Source organism: Acidovorax sp. SRI_002 (assembly GCF_057586455.1).
Window position 1 is genome coordinate 642,152 of the sequence record NZ_JBYCZW010000001.1, and the last position, 21,129, is coordinate 663,280.

Consider the following 21,129-nt stretch of genomic DNA (forward strand, 5'->3'; position numbering starts at 1 on the left):
GGGCCTTGGTACGGGCGCCATTGTGCCACCGAATGGCCGACCGCCCTACGGAAATGGTGGGGCCGGTGCTGACACGCTGGCGCAACAAGCGGCTACAAACCTGGCTCGCGTACATTCCGGGTATCTCATTGCCACCTACCCTCATGACGCCACCCACCCTCCAGAACAAAGTCTTTTTGCTGCTGCTGGCCCTTGTCACCATCGCCTTTGGAGCCATCCTTTGGCAGTTCCACGGCGCGGTCTTCTGGGGCGTCATCCTGGCCATCTTGTTTGCCCCCCTGCACCGCAAACTGTTGCGGCGCATGCCCCGGCGGCGCAATCTTGCAGCGCTGTGTACTCTGGGACTGTGCCTTATTGTGGTCATCCTTCCCATGACAGCGATCACGGTATCCCTGGCCCAGGAAGCCACGATAATCTATGAACGGATGCGGTCGGGCCAGCTAAATTTTGGACTCTACCTACAGCAGGTGATCGCCGCCCTGCCCGCCTGGGCCGCCAATTTGTTGGACCGGTTGAATCTCACGACCGTTGGCGAGCTGCAACAAAAGTTCTCTTCCGTCGCCGTCCAGGCCAGCCAGTTTGTGGCCACACAGGCACTGAGCATTGGCCAGAACACGCTGCAGTTCATCGTGAGCTTCGGCATCATGCTCTATCTGCTGTTCTTCCTGTTGCGTGACGGATCGAGCCTGGCCTTGCGTATTGGCCAGGCCACCCCCCTGGACGAAACACACAAGCGGCAACTGGTCAGCAAGTTCACCACCGTCATTCGCGCCACGGTCAAAGGCAACATTGTCGTGGCAGCCTCCCAAGGAGCGCTGGGCGGTTTGATTTTCTGGATCCTGGGCATCCAGGGCCCCGTGCTGTGGGGGGTTTCCATGGCCTTCCTGTCGCTGCTTCCCGCCGTGGGAGCGGGGCTGATCTGGGTACCGGTGGCAATCTACTTCCTGGCCACGGGTGCGGTCTGGCAAGGCGTGGTGCTGACTGCGTTTGGCGTTGGCGTTATAGGACTCGTTGACAACGTCCTTCGTCCGATTTTGGTGGGCAAGGACACCAAGATGCCAGACTACGTTGTGCTGATATCCACGCTGGGAGGCATGGCGCTCTTTGGGTTGACGGGCTTCGTGATAGGACCAGTTATTGCGGCGCTTTTCATTGCGAGCTGGGACCTGTTTTCCCCCAGCGCCAGCACTGAATCCGCGTAGCAAAATGGAGTGATACAACAATCGGGGCCATGAATAACATGGCGCTGCATTGAACGTGCGGATCACAAAAAACAAAGGCCTCCGCAAGGAGGCCTTTGTTTACGCCAAAAGACTGGCGCCTGGATTCGGGTGGTAGGACGTACAAGATTCGAACTTGTGACCAACGGATTAAAAGTCCGCTGCTCTACCAACTGAGCTAACGTCCCAACCGGTTGCAATCAATCATGACTGACTGCTGCAAAGCCTTGAATTATAGCGTCGTTTTTTCAGTGTTTTTGGAAGTTGCGGCAAGTTTGTCCAACACCCACCCTGCAGCGCACTGACCAAAGGTCGCCGTCACTGCAACGACCGAACCGTATCCATGGCAGTTCAGAGAACCGTCGCCATCCACATTGCAGGACGCATCGGGAGGCGCCACGGCTTCTCTGCTGAAGACGCAGGTCACTCCGATTTTTTTGCCATCACGGGCCGCCCGATGGTGCTTGCGCAAGCGATAGCGCAGTTGCGCCAGCAGAGGATCGTGGGTCGTCAAAGCAAGATCATCCACATCCACTTTGTGCGCATGGCGCTTACCGCCAGCCGCCCCGACCGTGATATGCAGAGCCTTCTGGGCCTGAGCCCAGGCCGCGATGGTCGTTTTGGCTTGCACCTGATCACACGCATCAATCACCGCATCAACGGACTCCGGAAGCAAACCAGGCCAATTGTCTGCATCCACGAATTCCTCCACGCAGTGGACGCTGCATTGAGGGTGTATTTGCGCAATCCGATCACGCATTGCAAGAACCTTGGCCTGGCCGACGGTATCGGTAAGTGCATGGATTTGGCGATTGATGTTCGACTCGGACACGTGGTCGAGGTCGATCAACGTGATCTGGCCCACTCCACTGCGTGCCAAGGCTTCAGCAGCCCAAGAACCCACCCCCCCGACACCCACCACCACCACATGCGCCCGGCGGATACGCCGAGCGCCTTGTACGCCGTACAGCCGTTCCAGTCCGCCAAAGCGACGCTCCAGCGATGCATCTTCAACATTCCCTGCCGGGACTTGCAAAGGCGCTTCGCCGACCATTACTTCAATCGGGAAAGGCGCTCTTTGGCCGCCACAGCCGCCTCGGACTGCGGGTAGGCGCGCACAAGGTCTTCCAGGGTCTTGCGGGCAGTTCGCGTGTCTTTGAGTTCAATCTGGCAGTTGGCAATGGACAAAGCCGCCTCTGGCGCCCGCGCATGAGCCGGGGCATCAGACAGCATCAGCTTGAAATTACCAATGGCTTCCTTGTAGTCCCGGGTAGCGTATTGGGCATTCCCAAGCCAGAAGCGCGCAGACGGTACAAAACCGCTGCGCGGATACTGCCGCACAAAGGCTGCAAATGCTGCCCCAGCTTCTGGAAACTTGCCTGAACGAAACACGGCCAGTGCGGCTTCAAAGTCCTTTTTCTCAGCAGGATCTGCCTGAAACTCCTGGCCGTCCAAGGTCACCTTCACAGGTTCAAACTGACGCAGGCGCTCGTCTACCCCCTGGGCGATGTCTTTCTGGCGCCGCTGCAGGTCGGCAGCATCGCGCAACAGCTGTTCGTTCTGGCCGCGAAGTGTGGACTGCTCCGTGCGCAGCGTGTCAATCTGACCTTGCAGATCCAGCAGACTGCGCCGCAGCTGGGCGTTCTCTTCACTGAGCCTGCGCACTTCCTCTGCGGACCGTTGCTGAGACAGTTGCATGCCATCCACGCGCTGCCGCATTTCGAGAATGGCGCGGCGGGCTTCGCCATCCTCAAAAATTGCGGCATGGCCCGTGGGCAGCAAGGCCACGGACAGCATCACTGCCGCCAGCGCCTTGAGCGGGTAGGACAAAGAAATCGTGCGCATCAACGATAGGACAGTTCAGCCCGGCGATTTTGGGCGTGCGCGTCTTCAGAATTGCCTTGGGCTGCTGGTTTTTCCTTGCCAAAGCTCACAGCTTCCATCTGGCTGTCCTGCACGCCGAGCAGAGCCAGCGAACGGCGCACTGCCTCGGCGCGCTTCTGGCCGAGCGCCAGATTGTACTCACGACCACCTCGGTCGTCCGTGTGGCCTTCAATCATCAGCTTGCGATTGGTGCCGGCCTTGATGAAACGAGAGTGCGCCTCGATCAGCGACTGAAATTCGGGCTTGATCACGTAGCTGTCGTAATCAAAATAAACGATACGGCTCACGCCCACTGGGCCTGCAGCATCGCGGCCCGACTGGCCGAGGTCCACACCAGCAACACCGCTCTGCGCGGTATTGCCAGAGTTGGCGCCAGTATTACCACCCATGGTAGACGTGGCGTTCTTGTCTTCGACCGGCACATCGTCCAGCTTCACGCCAGAGCTGCATCCGGCAACGAGGGCGACAACGGTAAGGGCAAGGGTAAAACGTTTGATCATCCAAAATTCTCCTGAAAACTTGATACTTGAAAGTGCTGATAAGTTCATTGCTTTTGAAACGGGCCCCAATCGGGCTCACGGATATCGCCCGCCTGCCCCGCGAGCCGGGCCTTGATCTTGCCGTCCAGCGTGGTGGTCATGAGCGCTTCACGCCCTTGCTGCTGGGTGGCATAAACGATAAGGCGGCTATTGGGGGCAAAGCTGGGGTTCTCATCTGCCGTTGTGTCGGTGACCGCATTCACAGTGCCCGAGGACAGGTCCATCACGTGCAGTTTGAAAGCCCCACCGACACGGGAGATGTAGGCCAGCCAGCGGCCATCGGGGCTGACGCTGGGGGAGATGTTGTAGCTGCCGGTAAACGTCACACGTTCCGCGTTGCCGCCAGATGTGGAGACCTTGTAGATCTGCGGCGCACCACCACGGTCGCTGACAAAGTAGATGCTGCGGCCGTCACCGGAGAACATGGGCTCCGTGTCGATGCCAGCGCTTTGCATGAGGCGGCGCGGCTCGCCACCGTTGGCGTCGATGGTGTAGAGCTGAGATCCCCCGTCACGGCTGAGCGTCACGGCAAGGGATCGACCATCCGGAGCCCAGGCAGGGGCACTGTTGGACCCCCGGAAATTGGCAATCAGACGCCTGCGGCCGGAGGCCACATCATGCACATAGACCACCGGCTTGCGCGATTCAAACGACACATAGGCCAGTTGCCCCCCGTTGGGCGACCATGCAGGGGAGATGATGGGCTCCGGGCTCGACAGTGCCGATTGGGCATTCTCTCCGTCAGCGTCTGCCACCCACAGGCTGTACCGGGAGCCTGTCTTGGTGACATAGGCGATACGCGTGGAGAAAATGCCGCGCTCGCCCGTCAGCTTTTCATAGATGAAATCCGCAATGCGGTGCGACACCAGGCGCAGATCGCCTTGGGTGACCACAAAGCTTTGGCCACCAAGGTCCTGCCCCTTCACCACATCCCAAAGGCGAAAGCGCACATCGAAACGCCCATCTGCCAGGCGCGTCACACTGCCAGTAGCCAGGGAGTCCGCACTCTTCTGGCGCCACAGTGCGACATCCGGGCGCGCGGTTTCGTCCAGCACCGCGCCGGAGGCGTCTACCGCGCGGAACTGTCCGCTGCGCTCCAGGTCGGCCTGGACGATGGCCGATATTTTCTGGGGAGACTGCGCCTCGCCCCGGAACGGCGCAATTGCGATGGGCAACTGGGTCAAACCAACACCCGTGACCTCAACGCGAAATTGCGCGAGGGCGGGGAGTGCGGGGGTCGAGATCAGCGCAGCCAGCATGTGGCGGCGCAAGGGATGCGGCAAGGCCGCAGGGGATGGGTGTGTTGGGATTCGATCTGTGGTCATTGGCATCCAGCGGTGGCCGAACAAATGCCGAAAGGCAAACCCGAATGTTACACACAGCGGGGAAACCCCTGTGACAAAACGTGCGACCTCCAAACCTATTCGCACCGATTTCTTGCAGTCCACAACCTGCTGCGCAGAAATATCTCACCGGCACCTTGACCGCCCACAACCGTAGAATCCGGGCCACATGCAAGCCACAGATACGGGCGCCGCGCCTCCCAACACTCCCTCCCCGCCCGCTGCAAGCCTGGCCACACGCCTGCGCCGACTGTCTGTCTACTTTGGCAACCAGCGAATGGCCTGGAGCCTTGCCGTTGTTGCCACCCTCGTCGGCGCGATCACCGAGCCGCTGATTCCCGCATTGCTGCAGCCCCTGCTGGACCGGGGCTTCACGCAAGGCACCCTCCAACTGTGGATGGTGCCACTGGCCATCCTGGGCGTGTTTTTTGTGCGGGGCGTTGCCCAGTTCGTCGGCCAGTACGCACTGGCACGCATTGCCAACGAAGGCATGCTGACGCTGCGCCAGTCGCTGTTTGACAGGGTGCTGGCTGCCGAGATGGGCCTGTTCTCGCGCCAGTCGGCCAGCACGCTGTCCAACACCGTGGTGTACGAGGTGCAAACCGGCGCAACCCTGCTCGTACAGGCACTGCTAGGGGTGTCGCGCGACGGATTCACACTGGTGGCGCTGCTGGTGTACCTGCTGTACCTCAACTGGCAGCTCACGCTGATCGTCGCCGTGGTCGTGCCGGGCGTGGCGTGGATCATGAAGACCTTGTCCCGGCGCCTTTACCACCTGACCAAAAGCAGCCAGCAGGCCACCGACGAACTCGCCTATGTGGTGGAAGAAAACGTGCTGGCCCACCGCATGGTCCGGCTGCATGGCGCGCAGCCTGGCCAGGCCGGGCGCTTCGCCGCCTTGAGCCAGAGCCTGCGACGCCTGGCGATCAAGTCCACCATCGCCTCCGCAGCCATGACGCCGCTGACGCAGCTACTCGCCGCTGCTGCGCTCTCCGTAGTGATCTGCATTGCCCTGTGGCAGAGCCGTGGCACCGTGGACGCCAAGGATGTCACCGTCGGCGGCTTTGTGTCATTCATCACGGCCATGCTGATGCTTATTGCGCCCATACGCCGCCTTGCCGATGTCGCCAGCCCGATCACGCGGGGTGTTGCCGCCCTGGAGCGGGGGCTGGCACTGCTGGGAGACACCGGAGCCGAAGCGGGCGGCCAGTTCCGCAAGGACCGCGCCCAGGGGGCGCTGGAACTCAAGCAGGTCACGGTGTCGTTTGGCCCTGACCACGCCCCTGCACTGGACCACATCAGCTTGCGCGTGGAGCCTGGCGAAATCGTCGCCCTGGTCGGCCCCTCCGGGGCCGGCAAGACTACGCTGGTCAACCTGTTGCCACGGTTTGTGACGCCCGCTTCGGGTGAAATCCTGGTCGACGGGAACCCGTTGCCAGAGTGGGACCTCGGATCGCTGCGCTCGCAATTCGCCATGGTGAGCCAGGACGTGGTGATGTTCAACGACACCATTGCGGCCAACGTGGCACTGGGGCACGCGGTGGATGAAGCACGCGTGCAGGCGTGCCTGGCGGCCGCCAACCTGGCCGAACACGTGGCAGCACTCCCCCAGGGCATGCACACGGTGGTGGGTCACAATGCCACGCAGTTGTCGGGGGGGCAGCGCCAGCGGCTGGCGATTGCGCGGGCGCTGTACAAGGACGCCCCCATCCTGATCCTGGACGAAGCCACCTCGGCGCTGGACACCGAATCCGAACGGCTGGTACAGGACGCCCTGCAGCGCCTGATGCAGGGACGTACCACCTTGGTCATTGCGCACCGCCTGTCCACCATCGAGCATGCCAACCGGGTCATCGTCATGGAGCGTGGGCGCATTGCCGAACAAGGCACACACGCTGAGCTGATGGCGATGGGCGGACTGTACGCACGCCTGCAGGCCCGGCCGGCCTCGGGCGAAACCGCCGCATTGCACTGAACACGCTATTGCGTGCTATTGCGTGCTATTGCGTGCTATTGCGTGCTATTGCGCGCTATTGCGCGCTAACCGGCGCGCGACAACGGCCGATCCCAGCGCTACGTCTACCACCGGCCCCGGTTGGGCTGGCGCTTGCGGATGGCTGCGGCGATTTTGTCGGCGGATTCGGTACGACTCACCCGCAAGGCAAAGTCGGCAGCCGTGAGCCCCAGCTGGTTCTTGAGCGTGGGGTCCGCGCCCTCATCCAGCAGCAGCTGAACGGCCTCGTTGGAACCGTATTGCGCCGCCATCATGAGGGGCGTGGTGCCGTTGGGTGATGTGGCGTCGATGTAGGCATGGTTTTCCAGCAGCAACGCGATGATGGCCACATGCTGGCGCGAACCTGCAGAGGCCGCATAGTGCAAGGGCGCCCAGCCTGTCTTGTTCACATCTGCATCGCGTGCCAGCAGCGCCTTGACGGCTTCCAGATTGCCCTTGAGGGCCGCCATCATCAAGGGACTTTCGTCCTGCGCATTGCGGGCTTCCACGTTCACCTGGCTGGATGCCAGCAAGGCTGCAAACGCTTTGGACGACCCATTCTGTAAAGCGATGGTCAGGCCCACCTGCCCTTTCGGGTCGCGCGTATTGGGATCAAAACCCCTGCGCAACAGCGCCGCAATGGCAGCATCGTCATCACGCAGGATGGCGACAAAAAAATCCTCATAGGCTCCGGCCCAGATGCCGGGGGCGGCAAGCCCCAGCGCCAGGGTGGCCAGCGCATTGCGGCGATGGCAAATCATGCGGTCACTCCCTTGAACAGAATGTCGAAGTTGCGGCTGGTGGCCTCGGCCACTTCTTCCAGCGTCAGCCCCTTGGTCCCGGCCACCTGCCGGGCCACATAGGGCACATACGAGGGATTGTTGGTTTTGCCGCGATACGGCACGGGCGCCAGATAGGGGCTGTCGGTTTCGATCAGCGTGCGGTCCAGCGGCACAAAGGCCACCACATCGCGCAGCTCCTGGGCGCTCTTGAAGGTCACGACGCCCGAGAAAGAAATGTAGTAGCCCAGATCCAGCGCCGCACGCGCCACCTGCATCGATTCGGTAAAGCAGTGAAAAACGCCGCCGGCCCGGTTACCGGGGCCATCCTCCCCTTCCTCGCGCAGGATGGCGAGGGTGTCGTCCGACGCGCTGCGCGTATGGATGACCAAGGGCTTTTCGCACACCCGGGCCGCGCGAATGTGGTTGCGAAAACGGTCGCGCTGCCACTCCAGATCGGCGATGCTGCGCCCGCCCTTGCGGTCTTCCATGCCGTAGTAGTCGAGCCCCGTTTCGCCAATGGCCACTACGCGCGGCAGGGCAGCACGGTCCAGCAGATCCTGCACCGATGGCTCGGCAATGCCTTCGTTGTCGGGGTGCACCCCCACCGTGCTCCAGAAGTTGTCGTGCGCCATGGCCAGGGCATGTACCCCGTCGAATTCTTCCAGCGTGGTGCAGATGCAAAGAGCCCGGGTGACCTGTGCCTCGGCCATGGCCTGGCGGATGGCGGGCAGCTGGCTCACCAGTTCCGGAAAATTGAGATGGCAGTGCGAATCAGTGAACATGCGGTTTCAAATTAATCGTTTCTGGGGCGCAACGCGGGCCATCAAAGGCGGCGCAGCGCTCTGGAGTAAAGATACGCCATCAGCTCCCTCGTCGTAGGCGCCCATAAAAAATGCCGACCAGCCTGCGCAGGTCGGCACGGTGGCGGCGCCAGGCTCAGATGGTCTGGGTGGGCCGGTCGGACCCCAGGGATGTGCCCAGCAGTTCCTCGATCTTGGCCTTGAGCTGGCGCGACTTTTCGTCCTTGGGAAACTGGATGCCGACGCCCTGGGTGCGGTTGCCCGCAGCCCGTGCTGGCGTGACCCATGCCACGCGCCCGGCCACCGGATAGCGCTGCGTGTCGTCCGGCAGCGTGAGCAGCACATAGACATCATCGCCCAGCTTGTAATCCCGCTGGGTGGGGACAAAAATGCCCCCTTCGGCAAAAAAGGGAATGTAGGCCGCGTACAGGGCCCCCTTTTCCTTGATGGCCAGCTGCATGACGCTGGGGCGAGGGGCGGTGGATGGACTGCTCATGGATGGATGGGTGCGGCTCAGTGCTTGGAGTGTAGGGTGTTTCGCGCCTGGGCGACAAGCGCCTCCAGCATGAGGCCAGCATTGAAAGGATGGTCCGCCGTGCGTGCAGCCTTGGCCAGTGCGCGCGACCAGCGGGTCAGAGCACCCAGCGGCGGCAGCGCCTTGGGCAGGTCTGCGGGCGCAAAGTAGCGCGGCGCGCCGCCTACGCTGGCCGCCAGCAGGTCATGGCAGAGTTTTTGCAGTGCGTCGATCACCTGCGCGGGCGACCAGTCCCCCAAGGCAGTCACATCGCCCTTGGCCACCGCCTGCGGCAAGGCCGACCAGGCTTGTGGACTGCGGCCCGAGCGCGCCAGTGCCAACGCATCGTCGGGCCGCCCGCCTGCGGCCCGCAAAAACGACACAGCGGCATCCGCAGCGATGCCCTGCCCTTGCAGCCACTGCAGCATCTGGTCCTGTGCGGGCCAGACCATGGTGTGGCCCAGGCAGCGGCTGCGAATGGTGGGCAGCAATTGGTGCGCCGCCTCGCTGGCGAGTACAAAGCGCACGTCACCCGGCGGCTCCTCCAGGGTCTTGAGCAAGGCATTGGCCGTGATGTGGTTCATCTGCTCGGCCGGGTACACCAGCACCGCCTTGCCTTTGCCGCGCGCCGAGGTGCGCTGCGAGAACTCCACCGCATCGCGCATGGCCTCCACACGGATCTCGCGGCTGGGCTTGCGTTTCTTGTCGTCAATGTCCGCCTGGGCCTTTTCCGACAGGGGCCAGCCCAGCGCCATCATCTGCACCTCGGGCATCAGCACACACAGATCGGCGTGGGTGCGCACGTCGATGGCATGGCAACTGCTGCATTGGCCGCACGCGCCCTGCTCCGTGGGCTCATCGCACAGCCAGGCCCGCACCAGCTCCATACCCAGGGCGTACTGGCCCAGGCCCGATGGCCCCTGCAACAACCACGCGTGGCCGCGCTGGGCCAGCAGGCTGGTGCGCTGCGCGGCAATCCACGGCGCCAATGCCACTGTGGCCTCGCTCATTGCGCCCCCCCCTGGGACGCCACCATGATCGCCAGCCACCCCTTGCGCACAAACACGCTGGTGAGCTGCTGCCACACGCGGTGGCGGTCTTGGGCCGCGTCCAGGCGCGCAAAGCGCTGCGGCGCTGCAGCCGCGCGGTCGGCATAGCCCTGGGCAACGCGGCGGAAGAACTCCACAGGCTGGGCCTCGAAACGGTCGGGCACGCGCGCACCGGCCAGGCGTTCTGCAGCCACTTCCGGCGCCAGGTCAAACCACACCGTCAGATCGGGTTCACGCATCAAATCTGCCTCTGGCGCAAGTCCAGTCTGCGCAAGACGCTCCAATATTGATAGCACATCAAGATCAAAGCCGCGCCCCGCGCCCTGGTAGGCAAAGGTGGCATCGGTGAAGCGGTCGCACAGCACCACGTCGCCCCGCGCCAGGGCGGGCTCGATCACATTGCGCAGGTGATCCCGGCGGGCCGCAAAGATCAGTAGGGACTCGGTGAGCGCATCCATCGGGTCGTTGAGGACCATCTCACGCAGCTTCTCGGCCAGCGGCGTGCCGCCTGGCTCGCGGCTGACGGTGACAGCACGGCCCTGTGCCCGAAAGGCAGTGGCCAGCCCCTCGATGTGCGAGGACTTACCCGCACCGTCGATGCCTTCAAAGGTGATGAACAGACCGGGTCGTGACATGAAAACCTTGGTGGAAGAATCTACTGCTGGCCGCGTTGGTAGCGGTTGACGGCACGGTTGTGCTCCTCCAGCGACGTGCTGAAGTGGCTGGCGCCATCGCCCTTGGCCACAAAGTACAGGGCGCGCGTGGCATCCGGCTGCACGGCGGCCAACAGCGACGCCTTGCCGGGCATGGCAATCGGCGTGGGCGGCAGGCCTGCGCGGGTGTAGGTGTTCCAGGGCGTGTCCGTCTGCAGGTCGCGGCGGCGCAGGTTGCCATCAAACTTCTCGCCCAGGCCGTAGATCACCGTGGGGTCGGTCTGCAGCAGCATGCCCACGCGCAGCCGGTTGGCAAACACGCCCGCAATCTGGCCCCGGTCGCTGGCCCTGCCCGTTTCCTTCTCCACGATGCTGGCCAGAATCAGGGCCTCTTCGGCGGACTTGAGGGGTGTGTCCGCCGCGCGTTGCGCCCAGGCGGCTTCGAGGCGGCGGTCCATGGCATGCATCGCCCGGCGCAACACAGCGATGTCGCTGGAGCCTTTGGCGTAGGTGTAGGTGTCCGGAAAGAAGCGCCCCTCGGGTGGGACACCGGGGCGGCCCAGCTGGGCCATCAGCGCTTCGTCGGTCAGCGTGGCAACGTCGCGCTTGAGCTGATCTTCCTTGGCCAGCGCCTGGCGCACCTGGCGCCAGTTCCAGCCCTCGACCAGGGTGATGGCGCGCAGGCTCTCTTCGCCGCGCACCAGCTTTTGCAGCAGGCTGCGGGGCGTGGTGCCAGGGGGGATTTCATAGTTGCCGGCCTTGATGGCGCGGTCCTGGCCCGAGAAGCGGAACCAGGCGTAGAGCATGCGGGCATCCACGCGCGCGCCTGCAGCCACCACATCACGTGCGACGCCCCGGGGTGTGGTGCCGGGCTCGATGGCAAGCTCCAGAGGCTCGCTGCCGGTCACCAGCGGCTGGTGCAGCCACCAAAAAGCCGCACCACCGGATGCGATCAAAACCAACGCGATCAAAGCCAGTAAACGTCGCACAACCCTGCCGTCTGTGTGTATGAAACAGGGCATCATAATTCAGCGATGACTTACCCCCTGAACGGCATTGCCCCCCTGTCCCACCTGGGCGTGATTCGCGTGGAAGGCGAAGACGCCGCCAAGTTTCTGCACGGCCAGCTCACCCAGGATTTCGCCCTGCTCGGCATGGACCAGGCCCGCCTCGCAGCCTTTTTGTCGGCCAAGGGCCGCATGCAGGCCAGCTTCATCGGCTTCAAGCGCAGCGCTACCGAGGTGCTGCTGGTGTGCAGCCGCGACCTGCTGCCCCCCACGCTCAAGCGCCTGTCGATGTTTGTATTGCGCGCCAAGGCCAAGCTGACCGACGCCACGAGCGACTTTGCCCTGTACGGTCTGGCCGGAGACACCGTGCCCGACGTCAGCCAGCCCGCCTGGACTAAGGCCGATATCGGCACCGCGTCGGTGGTCCACCTGTACCCCGCCGATGGCCAGCCCCGGGCCCTGTGGGTGGCCCCGGCCGTTGACCCAGCCCCCGCAGGCCCCGCGCTGGATGCCGCACTGTGGCTCTGGAGCGAGGTGAAGAGCGGCGTGGCAACCCTGACCACGCCCGTGGTCGAGGCCTTTGTGCCCCAGATGCTGAACTATGAATCCGTGGGTGGCGTGAACTTCAAGAAGGGCTGCTACCCCGGCCAGGAAGTGGTGGCGCGCAGCCAGTTCCGGGGCACGCTCAAGCGCCGGGCCTACATCGCCCATGCGGCAGCCGAAGTGGCAGTGGGAGCCGAAGTGTTCAACACGGCAGACCTGGAACAGCCCTGCGGCACCGTGGTGCAGGTGGCTTCTGCGCCGAACGGCGGATTCGACACCATCGTGTCGCTGCAAATCAGCGCCGCGCAGGAAGGCAGCCTGCAGGTGGGTGCCACGGACGGCGTAGCGTTGGCCCTGCTGCCGCTGCCCTACGCGCTGCTCGAAGATATTTGAATAAAAATGGGCTCCAGCGCCTATCCATCATGCGCAAGCAGCTCATTTATTAATAGCAAAATCAACTACAACCGCTGCGCCATCGCAATGTGCGCGATGCCAGCCTCTTCGTAAGGCTCACCTACCACGGAGAAACCGGCGCGGCGGTAAAACCCTTCAGCGCTGCGCTGGGCGTGCAATTGCACCTCCGTGTCGCCCCGGGCGCTGGCGGCGGCGACCAGCGCATCCAGCAACTGCCGCCCCCACTGCGCACCACGCACCGAGCGGTCCACGGCCATGCGGCCGATGCGGCCCACACCCGGTGACTGCTGCAGCAAGCGGCCTGCAGCAATGGGCATTCCCAGCCGGTTGTAGAGCACGGCATGGCGGGCCGAGATGTCGTGCACATCGGCTTCGATTTCGGCGGGAATGCCCTGCTCGTGCACAAACACCTCCGTGCGCACACGGCCTGCATCGCGGCCCAGGGTGTTCCAGTCGCCCGTGCGCACCTCGGCCATGTCGGCACCGGCCTCAAAGCCCTCGAAGATGGCACGCAGCGCGGGTGGCACCGGGCGCGAGGTCTGCGTGGCCGGGTCGGCAAACACATAGACCAGTTCGGCCGAGATCAGCAACCGGTCGCCACAGAAAATGCCCGCCGTGAACAGGCAGGATGAGTTGCCGATGCGCGTGCAGCGCAGGCCCACATCCAGCGTGTCATCGAGCCGCGCAGAGGCGTGGTATTCCACAGTGGCCTTCTTCACATACATCTCACCGCCCAGCACATGCATGCTCGCCTCGTAGGGCAGGCCCAGCGCGCGCCAGTAGTCGCTCATGGCCGTGTCGATGTACATGAGGTAGTGCGCGTTGAACACGATCTTTTGCATGTCCACCTCGGCCCAGCGCACGCGCAGGCGGTGGAAACAGCGGAATTCGTTGCGTTGCATGTTGTCTTCACTCCATTCCAAAGGCCAATCGCAGCGCACGGGCTGCGTCAGCATGGGCCTTGCGCGCCTCGGGGATGGCGCGGCCCATTTTGATGAATTCGTGGGTCACGCCCCGGTAGATGTCCAGGTCCACTTGCACGCCTGCCAGGCGCAGCTTGTCGGCGTAGGCTATGCCTTCGTCCACCAGCGGGTCACACTCGGCCAGACCGATCCAGGCGGGGGCCACACCATCGACATCCGGGGCATGCAGCGGGGCAAAGCGCCAGTCTTCGCGCTCGGCGCGGCTTTGCACGTAGTTGCCGAAGAACCAGCTGATAGCAGGCTCTTCCAGCACCAGGCCGCGCGCGAAGGTGGTGTGCGAAGGCGTGTCCTGGTGCGCTGCACAGCCGGGGTAGATCAGCAGTTGCAGCGCCAGCGGCAGGCCCGCATCCCGCGCCAGGATTGCGTTGACGGCGGCCAGCGTACCGCCTGCACTGTCGCCGCCCACGGCCAGCCGCTGGGTGTCGGCCCCCAGGCGCTCAGCGTTGGCAGCCAGCCACTGCAGCGCATCCCACGCATCGTTGCTGGCCGTGGGAAAGCGGTGCTCCGGGGCCAACCGGTAGTCCAGCGACACCACCATGCAGCGGCCCAAGCGTGCCAGTTCGCGGCACAGGATGTCGTGCGTGGCAACGCTGCCGATGGTGAAGCCCCCGCCATGCGTGTACAGCAGCATGGGCAGGCCCGCGTCGGTGCTCGGCGCATACAGCCGTGCGGGCAGCATGGCGCCGTCGCGGGCCGGGATCTGCAGGTCCTCCACCCGCGCCAGCGCGGCCTTGGGCACCTCCAGCACATCCGCGCCCCCCTGGTAAGCGATGCGTGCCTCCTGCGGCGTGCGCGTGTGCAGCGGTGGGTGCCCCGCGCGGGCCATGCGTTCGAGAACGCTGCGCATCTGGGGGGTGAGACGGGTGTGGTGGATGTGCAGGTCGGTCAACGGGTGGGGTCTCGGCAAGAAAAGAAAACGGCCCGCAAGGCGGCGGGCCGCTCATCGGTGGTTTACTTGAAGGTCACGCGCACCGGTGCGGCGCCGGGCAGGCCATCGTAGGTGGCCGTCACCGACAAACCGGCCTTGGGTGGCAGCAGGGGCGAGAACGAGCCCAGGCTGATCAGATCGCCCGGCTGCATGGCCAGGCCTTCTTGCGCCAACGCGCCCGCCAGCCACACCACGGCATTGAGCGGATGCTCCAGGATGTCGCTGCCCTTGCCACCGCCCAGGCGCGCGCCCGCACCATCGGTCAGCGACACGTTCATGTCGGCCAGCGCCTTCAGCATGGCAAAACGCTCGCCGCGATAGGCTGGCACAGCAATGGGCGTACCCGCCACGCCCAGGCGCGCGCCCACGTTGATGGCCGTCACGCCTGCGCCATTGAGCTTGGGCGGCGCCTGCACCATCAGGTCGGGCAATTCCATGAACGGGATGATCTGGTCCACGGCATCCAGCACGTCCATGGGGGTCTTGGCCTGGTTGATGGCGGCGCTTTTCACGCGCACCAGCATGTCGGCCTCGTACAGTGGGCGGGCACCGAAGGCCGCATCCACCGTGGCGCCGCTGGGCAGCACCATGCCTTCGTAGAGCTTGCCCCACACGGGTTTGTCGGTGTTGAAGCGCTTTTGCACAGCGGGGTTGGTCAGGCCCGCCTTGTAGCCAATCACCTTGCCCATGCGCTGTGCCAGCAAGGCGTTGACCTTGCCGCGTGTGCAGGCGCCGTCGGCGTCAGTGAGGTTCTCGGGGTTGGCGGCGGGGGTTTTGGCGACATAGTTGGCCACCAGGTCGGCGGCCTGCGCATCGGTCAGGCACTGGGCCTGGGCGCTTGTCACAGATGCGACGGCTACCAGGGCCGCCATCAGGGTTTGCTTCGTTTTCACGCGTGTCTCCTCCTTATAAAGTGAGCTCAGAACTCGTTTCAAGGGCTGGCGAGCTATCGTAATCGCTGGCACTCCCATTCACACATCCTGTTGCACCATGGCTTTCATCTACTACGTCACCCAGATCCAGTTTGAATTCGGCGCCGTCAAGCTGCTGAAACAAGAGTGCGAGCGTGTGGGCATTACACGTCCGCTGATCGTGACAGACCCTGGCGTGAAGGCCGCAGGCGTGCTGCAAAAGGCGCTGGACGCGCTGCCTGGCATGACCGTGGCGGTGTTTGACCAGACGCCGTCGAACCCCACCGAAGCCGCCGTGCGCGCCGCCGTGGCAATGTACAAGGCCCAGGGCTGCGATGGCCTGATCGCCGTGGGCGGTGGCTCGGCCATCGACTGCGCCAAGGGCATTGCGATTGCCGCCACGCACGAAGGTCCCCTCACCCACTACGCCACCATCGAAGGCGGCTCACCCCGCATCACCGAGCGCGCCGCACCGCTGATCGCCGTGCCCACCACCAGCGGCACGGGCAGCGAGGTGGCGCGAGGCGCCATCATCATCGTGGATGACCACCGCAAGCTGGGCTTTCACTCGTGGCACCTGGTGCCCAAGACGGCCATCTGCGACCCCGAACTCACGCTGGGCCTGCCCCCCACGCTCACGGCCGCCACGGGCATGGACGCGATTGCGCACTGCATGGAAACCTTCATGTCCGCCGCGTTCAACCCGCCCGCTGACGGCATCGCGCTGGATGGCCTCACACGCGGCTGGGCGAACATCGAACAGGCCACCAAAAACGGCAGCGACCGCGACGCGCGCCTGCACATGATGAGCGCCAGCATGCAGGGCGCCATGGCCTTCCAGAAGGGCCTGGGCGCGGTGCACTCGCTCAGCCACAGCCTGGGCGGCGTGAACCCGCGCCTGCACCACGGCACGCTCAATGCCATGTTCCTGCCCGCCGTGATCCGCTTTAACGCTACGGCCGAATCGGTGCAAAAGGAAAAGCGCCTGGAACGCATGGCACACGCCATGGGCCTGGCCAGCGCGGGCGACATCCCCGAGGCCATCCGCGACATGAACGCCCGCCTTGGCCTGCCCACGGGCTTGGCGGCCATGGGAGTGACCGAAGCCCTGTTCGACGACATCATCAAGGGCGCCATGGCCGACCACTGCCACAAGACCAACCCGCGCATTGCCACGCCCGAGGAATACCGCGACATGCTGGCGCAGTCGCTGTAAGGGCCTGCCCAAAGCGTATTGGTGATCTCCCTGCGGCGGCGCCACAGCACCTGGCGTGCCGCCGCCTCCAACGCACATAGAAGCCTTCCTGCCGTGGCCGCTCCTGCGGGATTGCGCTGTCCAAACCCATCTCACGCGATTCACTACGCGCTAGACTCCGACTCGTCAACAATTAATTAACAATTCATTACCCTGGTGGAGAGCCAGTTCAATGTCGTTCTGGCGCTGCCCGGAGACTTTGATCAGGCCCTGGGGGGAGGGCCACTGTCGATGCGCACCGGAAATCTCAGCACCTGGCTCCTGCGGGGCACCTATCCCCGGCTGTATGTGCCTATCGTGCTGATCATCGTGCTGGTCAGCACGGTGCGCTACCACTACCTGGTGGCCACAGAAACCGACGAGGTGCGCCGCCATGCCGCCACCGAACTGCGCCGTGCTGGCGATGCGCTGCTGCCGTCGCTGGCGGCCCTGCCCGCCTCGGACCGCCAGGCCCAAGCCACGCTGCTCAGCGAAGGGATTGCTAGCTTCGGGCCGGGCATCCATTCGCTGAAATGGCAGGTGGACAGCGAGCCCGCCACCGAAGCCCGCGCGCCCCGCCTGCCCGCCACCGCGCCAGACTGGTTTGCCCAATGGGTCAACATTGCACCGCCCTCGCAGCAGTTCAGCCAGGCGTTGTCCAGCGGCGGGGCCTCCGGGCGCCTGACGGTGACGCTGCAGGCGGCCCCCCTCGTCGGCCAGGTCTGGAGCACGGTGGTGGTGCAGTTGCGCATCTCGACCCTCAACATTTTCACCATCCTGCTGCTGCTCACCCTGCTGCTGCGGGCCAATGCCCGCATGCTGCGCCGCCTGGCAGAAGCCACCGATGCGTTCCGCCAGGGCCGCCTGGACACGCGCATGGAGGTGACGGGCACGCTCGAATCGCGCGCCATGGCGGCCACCTTCAATGACATGGCGGGCAAGGTCCAGTCGCTGGTGCTGTCGCTGCGCGAAACCCAGCAGCAGCAAAGCGAACAACTGCACTTCACACGCCAGCTGATCGACGCCCTGCCCCTGCCGGTGTTCGTGCGGGATGCGAAGGGTGTCACCCTCGAAGTCAACTGCGCCTGGCAGCGGCTTTTTCATGCCCCTGCCGGTGCTGGCAGCGCTCAGGCCTCGCCACCCGCGTATCCCCAGGAGCTGTCGCCCGAGCGCTCCACCCAGATCGCCCAGGCGCAGGACAACGAGATCCGCGTGCACCCGGCCAACCACCAGCCCCCAAGGGACATGGCCTACTACGAGGCCCCATTCACCACCACCCGGGGCACGCTGGCCGGCACCATTGGCACCCTGGTGGATGTGACCGAACGCAAACGCGCCCAGGAGGCCCTGCGCGCCGAGAAGGAACGCGCCGAGGTCACGCTCGCCTCCATCGGCGACGGGGTGATCACCACCGACCCCTCGGGCTGCATCGAAACCATCAACGAGGCTGCACAGCTCATGACCGGCTTCACCGCCGACCAGGCGCTGGGGCGGCAGCTGGACGACGTGTTTCGCCTGTATGAAGAGCTTGCCAGCCGCAACGCCAGTTCTGCGGCCGAGCGGGACACCGTGCCCGGCGCGCTGCAGCCGGTCACGCACGAGGTGCTGATCCACCGCTCGGGCGAACGCTACGCCATCGAGTACACCGCGTCAGCGATCCGCCAGGGCGATGGCACGGCCGCAGGCTGCGTGCTGGTGTTCCGCGACGTGACCGAGACCCGCAACCTGCGCCACCAGATTTCATGGCACGCACGGCACGATCCGCTCACCGGGTTGTACAACCGCGCCGCCCTGGCCGAGCGGCTGACCCATGCCATCTTCGTGGCGCGGCAAAAAGGGCTGCTGCTGGCGGTGTGCATGCTCGACCTGGACCATTTCCAGACCGTGAACGACGCCCACGGAAACCGCGTGGGCGACCGCCTGCTCAAGGAAACCGCGCGGCGCCTGGGCGCCTTCATCACGCCGCAGGACGCCGTGGCGCGCATGGGGGGCGATGAGTTTGTGCTGCTGCTGGGCGAACTGCCCGACATACCCGCCATCGAGGCGCGTGTGGACGTGCTCATGCAGCAGCTGGCCGCCCCCTACGCCATCGACGACCGCGTGCTGCACACCACCGTGAGTGTGGGCGTGGCCGTGTTTCCGCAAGACGACGCCAACCCCGACACCCTGCTGCGCCACGCCGACCAGGCCATGTGCCAGGCCAAGGGCTTCGGCCGCAACCAGATGCATGTGTTCGACGTGCAGCTGGACCACGCCGTGCAGACCCAGCACACCCGCCAGACCCGCGTGGCCCAGGCGCTGCACGCGGGCGAGCTGGTGCTGCACTACCAGCCCAAGGTGAACCTGCGCACCGGCGAAATCCTGGGGCTGGAGGCCCTGCTGCGCTGGCAACACCCCGAGCAAGGCCTGCTGGGCCCGCAGCATGTGCTGCCCCTGATCGAGGATGCCGAGCTGGAGGTGGAAGTGGGCGAATGGGTGCTGCGCCAGGCCCTGGCCCAGATGCGGCAGTGGACAGACGCCGGCATGCTGTGGGAGGTGAGCGTGAACATCTCCGCACCCCACTTTCATCGGGCCAATTTTGTGGAGCGGCTCAAGGACATCCTGCACACTTGCCCCGAGGTGTCGCCCACCCGCCTGGAGCTGGAAATCCTCGAATCTGCAGCCTTGCAAGACATGCAGTACATGCGCCACATGATGCAAAGCTGCCAGGCGCTGGGCGTGCGTTTTGCGCTGGACGACTTCGGCACCGGCTTCTCCTCGCTGTCTTACCTGAAGCGCCTGCCGGCTGAAACCATCAAGATCGACCAGTCGTTCGTGCGAGGCATTCTGGAAGACGGCGACGACCTCACGCTCGTGAGCGCCATCGTCGCGTTGGCCGCCGCCTTTCACCGGCATGTGGTGGCCGAGGGCGTAGAAACCGCCGAGCAATGCGCCAAGCTGCTGGAGCTAGGCTGCGAGCGCGCCCAGGGCTTTGGCATTGCTCGGCCCATGCCTGCGCACGAGGTGCTGACCTGGGCCCGGGAGCACGCTGCTCGCCATGCGGCCCGAGCGGTGCAGGAGGCGGCGCGGCGGCCTGCCTCAACCTGAGTACTACAGCGGTTGCACTGCGTTCATGTCGGGCCGCGCCAGCCACGCCTGCCACTCGTCCACCAGCTGCTGGCTGGCCCGCGTAGCCGCAAGCCAGGCCTTGGCACGCGCGGCGCTGTCGGTGCCGTAGTGGGTGAAATCGTTGCGGTCGGGCAGCTTGGCGTTGGGCAAGGAGCGCACCCAGTCGGGGCTGGGCGACAGCACCACCATGTTGTCCAGCGACGGGGTGGAACGGTGGCGCCACTTGAGCCCCTTGTCCAGCCAGCCGGGCACCACCTGGTGCTGGAAATGCGGGTACAGCACCAGGCCGGGCGAGGCAGTCGGGCCAGAATTTGAGTTTTTTTGGCCGCCAGCGCTTGTTGGATAAGCGCTACCAGCTATTAATTCAATAGCATTCTGTGATTGCTGACCGTAGGACAGGTGCAGGTGGTAGTCGGTGATGCCCCCGTCCCAATACGCTCCACGGGGCGCACCCGGAATGTTGTGCACGGCCTGCAGCACAAACGGGATCGAGCAGCTGGCTTGCAGCGCTGGCATGAAGTTGCCGCCGTGCAGCAGCACCTGGCGCGTGCGGTAGTCCGAGGTGCCAAACGGCAATGCAGCGCACGCAGCACCAACGCTCACACCAACACCATCGGCCGTGGCTGCATCGGACGAGGAAAACACCACCCGCTCCAGCCACGCCCCCATCGCCTTGCGGTGCACCGTGTTCGTCAGAAACGCGCCCAGATAGCCCAGCGGCGTGGCCACGCGGTGCTCGCGCCCCAGCAGGTGCCGCCCGCGCGAGGTGACGATGTGCAGGCGGTAGCGCGGGTGGTTCAGCACCTCGTCGATGCGCCCACCATAAAACGCCTGCAGGTTCTGCCCAAACCGCTCGCTCACATGCGCGGCCGTGGGGCGCTTCTTGCCCGCCGGCAGGTCGTAGTGCTGGTGGATGTAGTCGTGCTCCAGCCGCTCGAAAGCCGCCACCGATTGCTGCAGGCAGGCCGTGGCCATGCGCCAGGCGCCGATCGAGGCGCCCACCAGGTGCACCGGCTGGCTGGACTGGGGCAGCCACTCCCCAAAGATGAAACGGTCCAGCGGACCCAGGATCAGGCCCTTGGGGCCCCCTGCCGCCGCAGGGATCACGCCCACATCGCCGGGCTGCAGCCCGTGGTTTTGAAGGTGTTGGCGGGCACGGGGGCCGGCATGGATGCGCAGGGCTTTCATGGGCGGCATTTTCGCAAAGCCGCAAGGCGGCTCAAA

General features: G+C 64.6%; 19 protein-coding genes and 1 tRNA gene. 5 read left to right on the forward strand and 15 right to left on the reverse strand.

The features are described from left to right. Positions 1-143: 143 nt before the first annotated feature. Positions 144-1,202, forward strand: a complete 1,059-nt coding sequence (locus AC2YJX_RS02835) for an AI-2E family transporter (protein WP_055396675.1) — start codon at positions 144-146, stop codon at positions 1,200-1,202. A 130-nt stretch (positions 1,203-1,332) separates the two neighbouring features. Here the strand turns inward: AC2YJX_RS02835 and AC2YJX_RS02840 are convergent. The 5 genes from AC2YJX_RS02840 to tolB form a co-directional block, all read right to left on the reverse strand. Continuing rightward, a tRNA-Lys gene (locus AC2YJX_RS02840) sits at positions 1,333-1,408 on the reverse strand. A gap of 44 nt (positions 1,409-1,452) precedes the next feature. Beyond that, complete coding sequence (locus AC2YJX_RS02845) at positions 1,453-2,274, reverse strand: tRNA threonylcarbamoyladenosine dehydratase (protein ID WP_487255230.1); 822 nt, start codon at positions 2,272-2,274, stop codon at positions 1,453-1,455. Next, positions 2,274-3,065 (reverse strand): tol-pal system protein YbgF, encoded by a 792-nt coding sequence (gene ybgF, locus AC2YJX_RS02850; RefSeq protein ID WP_121506181.1) that lies wholly within the window; start codon positions 3,063-3,065, stop codon positions 2,274-2,276. The genes AC2YJX_RS02845 and ybgF overlap by 1 nt, the downstream gene beginning before the upstream one ends. After that, the gene (gene pal / locus AC2YJX_RS02855) at positions 3,065-3,604 is read right to left on the reverse strand and encodes a peptidoglycan-associated lipoprotein Pal (protein ID WP_055393955.1); all 540 of its coding nucleotides are present in this window, start codon (positions 3,602-3,604) and stop codon (positions 3,065-3,067) included. The genes ybgF and pal overlap by 1 nt, the downstream gene beginning before the upstream one ends. 44 nt (positions 3,605-3,648) lie before the next feature. Next, on the reverse strand, positions 3,649-4,968 hold the full coding sequence (gene tolB, locus AC2YJX_RS02860; RefSeq protein ID WP_121506180.1) for a Tol-Pal system beta propeller repeat protein TolB: 1,320 nt from the start codon (positions 4,966-4,968) through the stop codon (positions 3,649-3,651). 187 nt (positions 4,969-5,155) lie between these two features. Between tolB and msbA the strand changes: the two genes are divergently transcribed. Next, positions 5,156-6,961, forward strand: coding sequence for a lipid A export permease/ATP-binding protein MsbA (gene msbA, locus AC2YJX_RS02865; protein ID WP_218299859.1), 1,806 nt, complete (start codon positions 5,156-5,158; stop codon positions 6,959-6,961). Positions 6,962-7,065: 104 nt separating this feature from the next. Here msbA and AC2YJX_RS02870 read toward each other — a convergent pair whose 3' ends face one another. From AC2YJX_RS02870 to mltG, 6 genes are all read right to left on the reverse strand, one after another. Beyond that, positions 7,066-7,740, reverse strand: a complete 675-nt coding sequence (locus tag AC2YJX_RS02870) for an ankyrin repeat domain-containing protein (RefSeq protein ID WP_055393961.1) — start codon at positions 7,738-7,740, stop codon at positions 7,066-7,068. Then, complete coding sequence (locus AC2YJX_RS02875; RefSeq protein ID WP_487255231.1) at positions 7,737-8,543, reverse strand: TatD family hydrolase; 807 nt, start codon at positions 8,541-8,543, stop codon at positions 7,737-7,739. The genes AC2YJX_RS02870 and AC2YJX_RS02875 overlap by 4 nt, the downstream gene beginning before the upstream one ends. A gap of 154 nt (positions 8,544-8,697) precedes the next feature. Next, the gene (locus AC2YJX_RS02880) at positions 8,698-9,057 is read right to left on the reverse strand and encodes a PilZ domain-containing protein (RefSeq protein ID WP_010465538.1); all 360 of its coding nucleotides are present in this window, start codon (positions 9,055-9,057) and stop codon (positions 8,698-8,700) included. 17 nt (positions 9,058-9,074) lie between these two features. Then, complete coding sequence (locus AC2YJX_RS02885; protein ID WP_487255232.1) at positions 9,075-10,085, reverse strand: DNA polymerase III subunit delta'; 1,011 nt, start codon at positions 10,083-10,085, stop codon at positions 9,075-9,077. Beyond that, positions 10,082-10,759: a dTMP kinase gene (gene tmk / locus AC2YJX_RS02890; RefSeq protein WP_288850506.1), complete on the reverse strand. Its 678-nt coding sequence runs from the start codon at positions 10,757-10,759 to the stop codon at positions 10,082-10,084. The genes AC2YJX_RS02885 and tmk overlap by 4 nt, the downstream gene beginning before the upstream one ends. Positions 10,760-10,779: 20 nt before the next feature. Beyond that, positions 10,780-11,766, reverse strand: coding sequence for an endolytic transglycosylase MltG (gene mltG, locus AC2YJX_RS02895; protein ID WP_370108275.1), 987 nt, complete (start codon positions 11,764-11,766; stop codon positions 10,780-10,782). Between the two features lie 45 nt (positions 11,767-11,811). Between mltG and ygfZ the strand changes: the two genes are divergently transcribed. Further along, positions 11,812-12,720, forward strand: a complete 909-nt coding sequence (ygfZ, locus tag AC2YJX_RS02900) for a CAF17-like 4Fe-4S cluster assembly/insertion protein YgfZ (RefSeq protein ID WP_487255233.1) — start codon at positions 11,812-11,814, stop codon at positions 12,718-12,720. A 65-nt stretch (positions 12,721-12,785) separates the two neighbouring features. Here ygfZ and AC2YJX_RS02905 read toward each other — a convergent pair whose 3' ends face one another. The 3 genes from AC2YJX_RS02905 to AC2YJX_RS02915 all read right to left on the reverse strand — a co-directional run bounded on the left by AC2YJX_RS02905 (position 12,786) and on the right by AC2YJX_RS02915 (position 15,545). Further along, positions 12,786-13,643, reverse strand: a complete 858-nt coding sequence (locus tag AC2YJX_RS02905; RefSeq protein WP_228898397.1) for a YbgC/FadM family acyl-CoA thioesterase — start codon at positions 13,641-13,643, stop codon at positions 12,786-12,788. Positions 13,644-13,650: 7 nt separating this feature from the next. Then, positions 13,651-14,613 carry an alpha/beta hydrolase gene (locus tag AC2YJX_RS02910; protein ID WP_487255234.1) on the reverse strand — a complete coding sequence of 321 codons (963 nt, stop codon included), beginning with the start codon at positions 14,611-14,613 and terminating at the stop codon, positions 13,651-13,653. Between the two features lie 62 nt (positions 14,614-14,675). Continuing rightward, entirely contained in the window at positions 14,676-15,545 is an 870-nt protein-coding gene (locus AC2YJX_RS02915; RefSeq protein WP_436129125.1) for a 2-keto-4-pentenoate hydratase, read from the reverse strand. A gap of 97 nt (positions 15,546-15,642) precedes the next feature. Here AC2YJX_RS02915 and AC2YJX_RS02920 point away from each other — a divergent pair, with 97 nt between their 5' ends. Together AC2YJX_RS02920 and AC2YJX_RS02925 are read left to right on the forward strand one after the other, a co-directional pair. After that, positions 15,643-16,779 carry an iron-containing alcohol dehydrogenase gene (locus tag AC2YJX_RS02920; protein WP_228898388.1) on the forward strand — a complete coding sequence of 379 codons (1,137 nt, stop codon included), beginning with the start codon at positions 15,643-15,645 and terminating at the stop codon, positions 16,777-16,779. Positions 16,780-17,049: 270 nt separating this feature from the next. Next, positions 17,050-19,884 (forward strand): bifunctional diguanylate cyclase/phosphodiesterase, encoded by a 2,835-nt coding sequence (locus AC2YJX_RS02925; RefSeq protein ID WP_487255415.1) that lies wholly within the window; start codon positions 17,050-17,052, stop codon positions 19,882-19,884. A 3-nt stretch (positions 19,885-19,887) separates the two neighbouring features. Here the strand turns inward: AC2YJX_RS02925 and AC2YJX_RS02930 are convergent, their stop codons facing one another. Continuing rightward, positions 19,888-21,093 carry a patatin-like phospholipase domain-containing protein gene (locus AC2YJX_RS02930; RefSeq protein WP_228898384.1) on the reverse strand — a complete coding sequence of 402 codons (1,206 nt, stop codon included), beginning with the start codon at positions 21,091-21,093 and terminating at the stop codon, positions 19,888-19,890. Positions 21,094-21,129: the final 36 nt, after the last annotated feature.